This window comes from Betaproteobacteria bacterium, assembly GCA_016791345.1.
Taxonomy (GTDB): Bacteria; Pseudomonadota; Gammaproteobacteria; order Burkholderiales; family JAEUMW01; genus JAEUMW01.
This window is the reverse complement of the sequence record JAEUMW010000465.1, coordinates 1-4,237: the sequence shown is the minus strand read 5'-3', so window position 1 is coordinate 4,237 and position 4,237 is coordinate 1. Positions and strand designations below refer to the sequence as shown.

Sequence of the window (4,237 nt, the reverse complement as noted above, 5' to 3'; positions counted from 1 at the left end):
CCGCCCTTCGGTACCAGCTGCATGATCGACGTTGAAAGATCCGCGAGCAGGATGACGGAAATGTCCCGCTGCGCCGGCACCCGACGCCGGTAGACCGCCGCGTCCGGCTGCCGCCCGCCGCTTCGTTCCACGACGAAGCTCACGGCGGCATCGAGATCGAGGTCCTCGCCTTCGAGCTGCCTGCGCTGCGGTGCCAGCCGCGTCGGCTTCTGCGCCTGCATCGCCCGCTTGAGCTGCTGCAGCGTGCGCTGGTGGCGGGCGGCAAGACGCGCTGCCTCGGCGGCGTTGCGCTCCGTCAGCGCTCGCTCCTGCACCCAGGCCCAGTCGCGCTTGTAGCGCCCGGCGCGATAGTCCCATTCCGGATAGGGGCGTCCGCGCGGATTGACGGGGGCAGGTGATGTCCGCGGTGCACCGTGGCGCCGCCGCGCTCCCCCGGCTGCGGCGCCGGGCGCACCTGCATCGGCCGCCGACGGATCCTGCTGCAAGCTCCGCGACGTATCCTCGACGCTGTCTGCGCTCGCCGCCGACGGCGCTTGCGGTGCCGCGGGCTGCGGGGTATCGCCGGAACCGCCGGCGCCGTCCTTGTCGTCGCATCTCCGCAGCACACGAGAGAGATTCGGCCCGCGTCCGGGCAGATAGGCGTCCGCGAAATCCTCGGCGGCGATCGGCGGCAACGTCCTGCCGGCATGGAGCCAGCGCGCACAGGCAAACGCATCGACGAACGTCGCGTGAGCGTCGAGCAGTGGAATGAGCCTCGCTGAGACCTCTGGCGCCAACCCGTGATCATGGTCCCCGCGCGCAAGTCGCAGGCTCTGCAGCGCCACGGCGCGATACGCGGCGGGAGCAGCCCCCACGGCAGCGGATGCCGGCTCGGCGAGCCGCAGCAGTCGCGCGAGATAGTTCGGTACGATCGCCGCGAGACGTGCGTCGATGCGCAGGTCCTCGCAGATGTCGAGACAGAGCAGAAAGCGCGTGAGATCGCGCGCCCACGGCGCGAGCGCGCCAGCGAGCAGAGCGCCTGGCGGCGCCTCCGGATCGGCATGCCCGCCCGTCAGCCGGCGCAGGACGTCAGGCGCAAAGGTGTCGAAGCGCAAGTGGCCGGCTGCATGCAGCGACCCGATCAGCGCCTCTTCCCGCGTCGGCAGCATGAGCGGGAGGTGGATGCCGCGCGCATCGACTTCGACGAAGGGTCTGCCCCGCTCCGGCGACCAGGCGCTCGGCGCAATTGCCACCTCGCTGCCGAGCCAGGCGTGGAGCAGGATCGCGATGAGCCGTTCGCGATCGCGCACGCGAAACCCGGACTGGCTGTCCAGCAGTTGACCCAGGCTTTCCTCGGACTCCAGCCGGAAATACGCTTCGCCGCGCATCCGGTCGCTCTGCAGCACCTCGCAGCCGGCGAGCGCCCAAGGCAGGACGGCCGCCTCGCCGAACAGGTTGCGCACCCGCAGGGAACCGCGCAGGTGCGTCGCCAGTGCGAGATTGCGGTGCTCGAAGAGCTCCTCGGCCACGGCGGCGAGCGCCTCCAGGCCGGTGATGCCCTGCCGGGCCGTGAGCTCGCGGATCGGCGTCGCGAAGTACGCCGTCCCGCTCGGGAGATGCCGCTTGCACCAGATGAGGCCGATCTCCGCCCAGCGCGCCTCGCCGGCATGACCGAGCGCGCCGAACGCTGCCGGCAGGTTGTCCATGAAACCCTGCAGCGCGGCGGCGGACCCGCGCCAACGCGCAAAGCGCCGCGCCTGGGTGGTCCAGGACTGCACTTCATCCGCTGCCGTAGCAGCCGCGACGCTGCCGCGGATCAGCGCCCGTCCGCCGCCGGCGTCGTGCGCGACGAGATCCGCACACGCCTCCAGCCATTCTTCCAGGGCTTCGGCCCCGTGACGGGTGATCACCGCGGACGCCGCCAGCGCCTCGTGGTGCGCCTCCTCCGAGCGCGCGGCAATTCGCAACAACGCGGCATCGACCGGCGTATCGGCCATCCCTTCAGTGCTCCACGCGCGCACGTCGCAGCCAGTGCACGAGTCCGACGAGGCAACCGAGCACGGCCAGCGCGACGAGCGCACCCTTCTCGTACTGGCGCAGGGCGCCGACGAGTCGTTCCGCGCCCTGCCCGCCGACGTATCCGAGCGCGGTGAAGAGCGCTGCCCACAGCGCCGCGCCGAGCGCGTTGAGCGCCACGAAGCGACCGACCGGCACATCGCTCATGCCGATGGCCACCGGCCCCGCCGCGCGGAGTCCATACATGAAGCGGATGCCGAAGATGATCGTCGCCTGGTGCCGATCCAGCAGTTCGGTGGCCTTTGCGGCGGGCCCCCGCAGCCCGGGAAAACGGTCGAGCAGCCAGGCGCCGCGCCAGCGTCCGAGCGCAAACAGGCACTGGTCGCCGGTGAGCCCGCCGGCGAACGCCGCCAGGATCACGAGCGGAAGATCGAGGTAACCCTGGTGCACGGCGAAGCCTGCCATCAGCATCACCGTTTCACCTTCCAGCAGCGTACCGAGAAAGACGGCGAGATAACCGAAGCGCTGCAGCAGATCCGCCAGTTCTGCATCCATGACGACCGGATCGTCGGGGTAGCGGCCCGGTCAGGCGGCGGGCGGCGGCGCGAAATAGGCGCTGACGATCTCGTCGAGCGCTTCGACGAGTTCCACGTCGTCGGTGATCGGACCGATCATCGCGGCGCGGCAGGCGGCGAGCGGATCGAGCCCGGCGCTGATCAGGCCGGCGGCGTGCACCAGCGCGCGCGTCGAGGTTGCCTCGTCGAGACCGTGGTCCTTCAGTGTGCGTGCCTTGCGGCCGGCGGCGACGAGACGCTCCGCCATCTCCGGTGCGATGTCCGCGACCTCGGTGGCGACGATGCGCCGCTCGATCTCCTCCGACGGGAAACCGAAGTCGATCGCGACGAAGCGCTGCTTGGTGGAGGGCTTCAGGTCCTTGAGCACAGTCTGATAGCCGGGGTTGTAGGAGATCACCAGCATGAAGTCCTCGTGGGCGTCGATCTCCTGCCCTTTCTTCTCCAGCGTGAGCCGGCGACGGTGATCGGTGAGCGAGTGGATCACCACCGTGCTGTCGGTGCGCGCTTCCACGATCTCGTCCAGGTAACAGATCGCGCCTGCCTTCACTGCGCGGGTGAGCGGCCCGTCCTGCCACACGGTTGCCGCGCCCTCCAGCAGGAATCGTCCGACGAGATCCGAGCTCGTCAGGTCCTCGTGACAGGACACCGTCACCAGCGGGCGCCCGAGGCGCCACGCCATGTATTCGAGGAAGCGCGTCTTGCCGGTGCCGGTGGGCCCCTTCAGCATCACCGGCAGGCGCCGCGCCCAGGCGGCCTCGAAGATCGCGACCTCGCTGCCCTGCGGCTCGTAGTACGGCGCCGGCGCCTCCGCCTCGGGGGGCTGGACGATGTCGCGCTCGATGCCGCGGCGGCGGCGGGCAGCAGTTTGCATGAGAAGTTTCTCCGCTGTGGAAGCGGCCGGTCACGCGAACCGCGAGGCGCCGTGTGTGACGGCGGACGCGGCAGCGCATCTCGCAGGATGCATCAGCCGAGATGGTAGACAGATTCGCGCGCGAACTCCACGACGCGCGTCTGCGCGCGACGAGCCTCCGCCCTGCCGGCGCGACGCGGGCGAAGCGGCGCCGGACGACGGCGGCAGAGCGACGCTCTAGCCCTGCGCTCTTCGTTCCATGAGTTCCAGGATACGCCGTGTCAATACCAGCTCCATCGCGTACATCATCTTGCCGCCCGGCACCACCAGGGTGTTGAAGCCCGTGATGACCGAGCCTTCAATGAGCCCCTTCAGGTGCAGCTTGTATTCCACCGAGGGCTTCGGCTTCAGGAAGTGGATCAGCACCAGGCTCTGGTCGAGCGTCGGCACGTCCCGCGCGACGAAGGGGTTGGAGGTGTCGACCATCGGGATGCGCTGGAAATTGATGTGCGTGCGCGAGAACTGCGGAACGATGTAGTGCATGTAGTCCCACATGCGGCGGTGGATCGTCCCCATTACCTCCTCGGTCGCATAACCCCGTTCCTTCGTGTCGCGATTGATCTTCTGTATCCACTCGAGGTTGATCGTCGGCGCCACGCCGATCAGGAGATCGACGTGCTGCGCCATGTCGATGCCGTCGGTCACCACCCCGCCATGCAGGCCTTCGTAGAAAAGAAGGTCGGCATCCTGCGAGATCGGCTCCCAGGGCGTGAACGTTCCGGGATCCTGGCCGTAGGGTGCGGCTTCTTCCTCGTTG

4 protein-coding genes are annotated in these 4,237 nt (G+C 69.1%); all 4 read right to left on the bottom strand.

The window, feature by feature from the left end; all coding sequences use genetic code 11:
• On the bottom strand, positions 1-1,976 hold a 1,976-nt coding region (locus JNK68_17340), incomplete at its 3' end, for a hypothetical protein (GenBank protein MBL8542108.1).
• Positions 1,977-1,980: 4 nt separating this feature from the next.
• Positions 1,981-2,550 (bottom strand): DedA family protein, encoded by a 570-nt coding sequence (locus JNK68_17335; GenBank protein ID MBL8542107.1) that lies wholly within the window; start codon positions 2,548-2,550, stop codon positions 1,981-1,983.
• A gap of 30 nt (positions 2,551-2,580) precedes the next feature.
• Positions 2,581-3,441: a CbbQ/NirQ/NorQ/GpvN family protein gene (locus JNK68_17330; GenBank protein MBL8542106.1), complete on the bottom strand. Its 861-nt coding sequence runs from the start codon at positions 3,439-3,441 to the stop codon at positions 2,581-2,583.
• Between the two features lie 216 nt (positions 3,442-3,657).
• The coding region (locus JNK68_17325; protein ID MBL8542105.1) for a phosphoribulokinase at positions 3,658-4,237 on the bottom strand (580 nt) is incomplete at its 5' end.

Bases quoted from the DNA above. Each gene is read 5' to 3' on its own strand.
- JNK68_17335 (MBL8542107.1), bottom strand. From the start codon at position 2,550: ATGGATGCAGAACTGGCGGATCTGCTGCAGCGCTTCGGTTATCTCGCC.
- JNK68_17330 (MBL8542106.1), bottom strand. From the start codon at position 3,441: ATGCAAACTGCTGCCCGCCGCCGCCGCGGCATCGAGCGCGACATCGTC.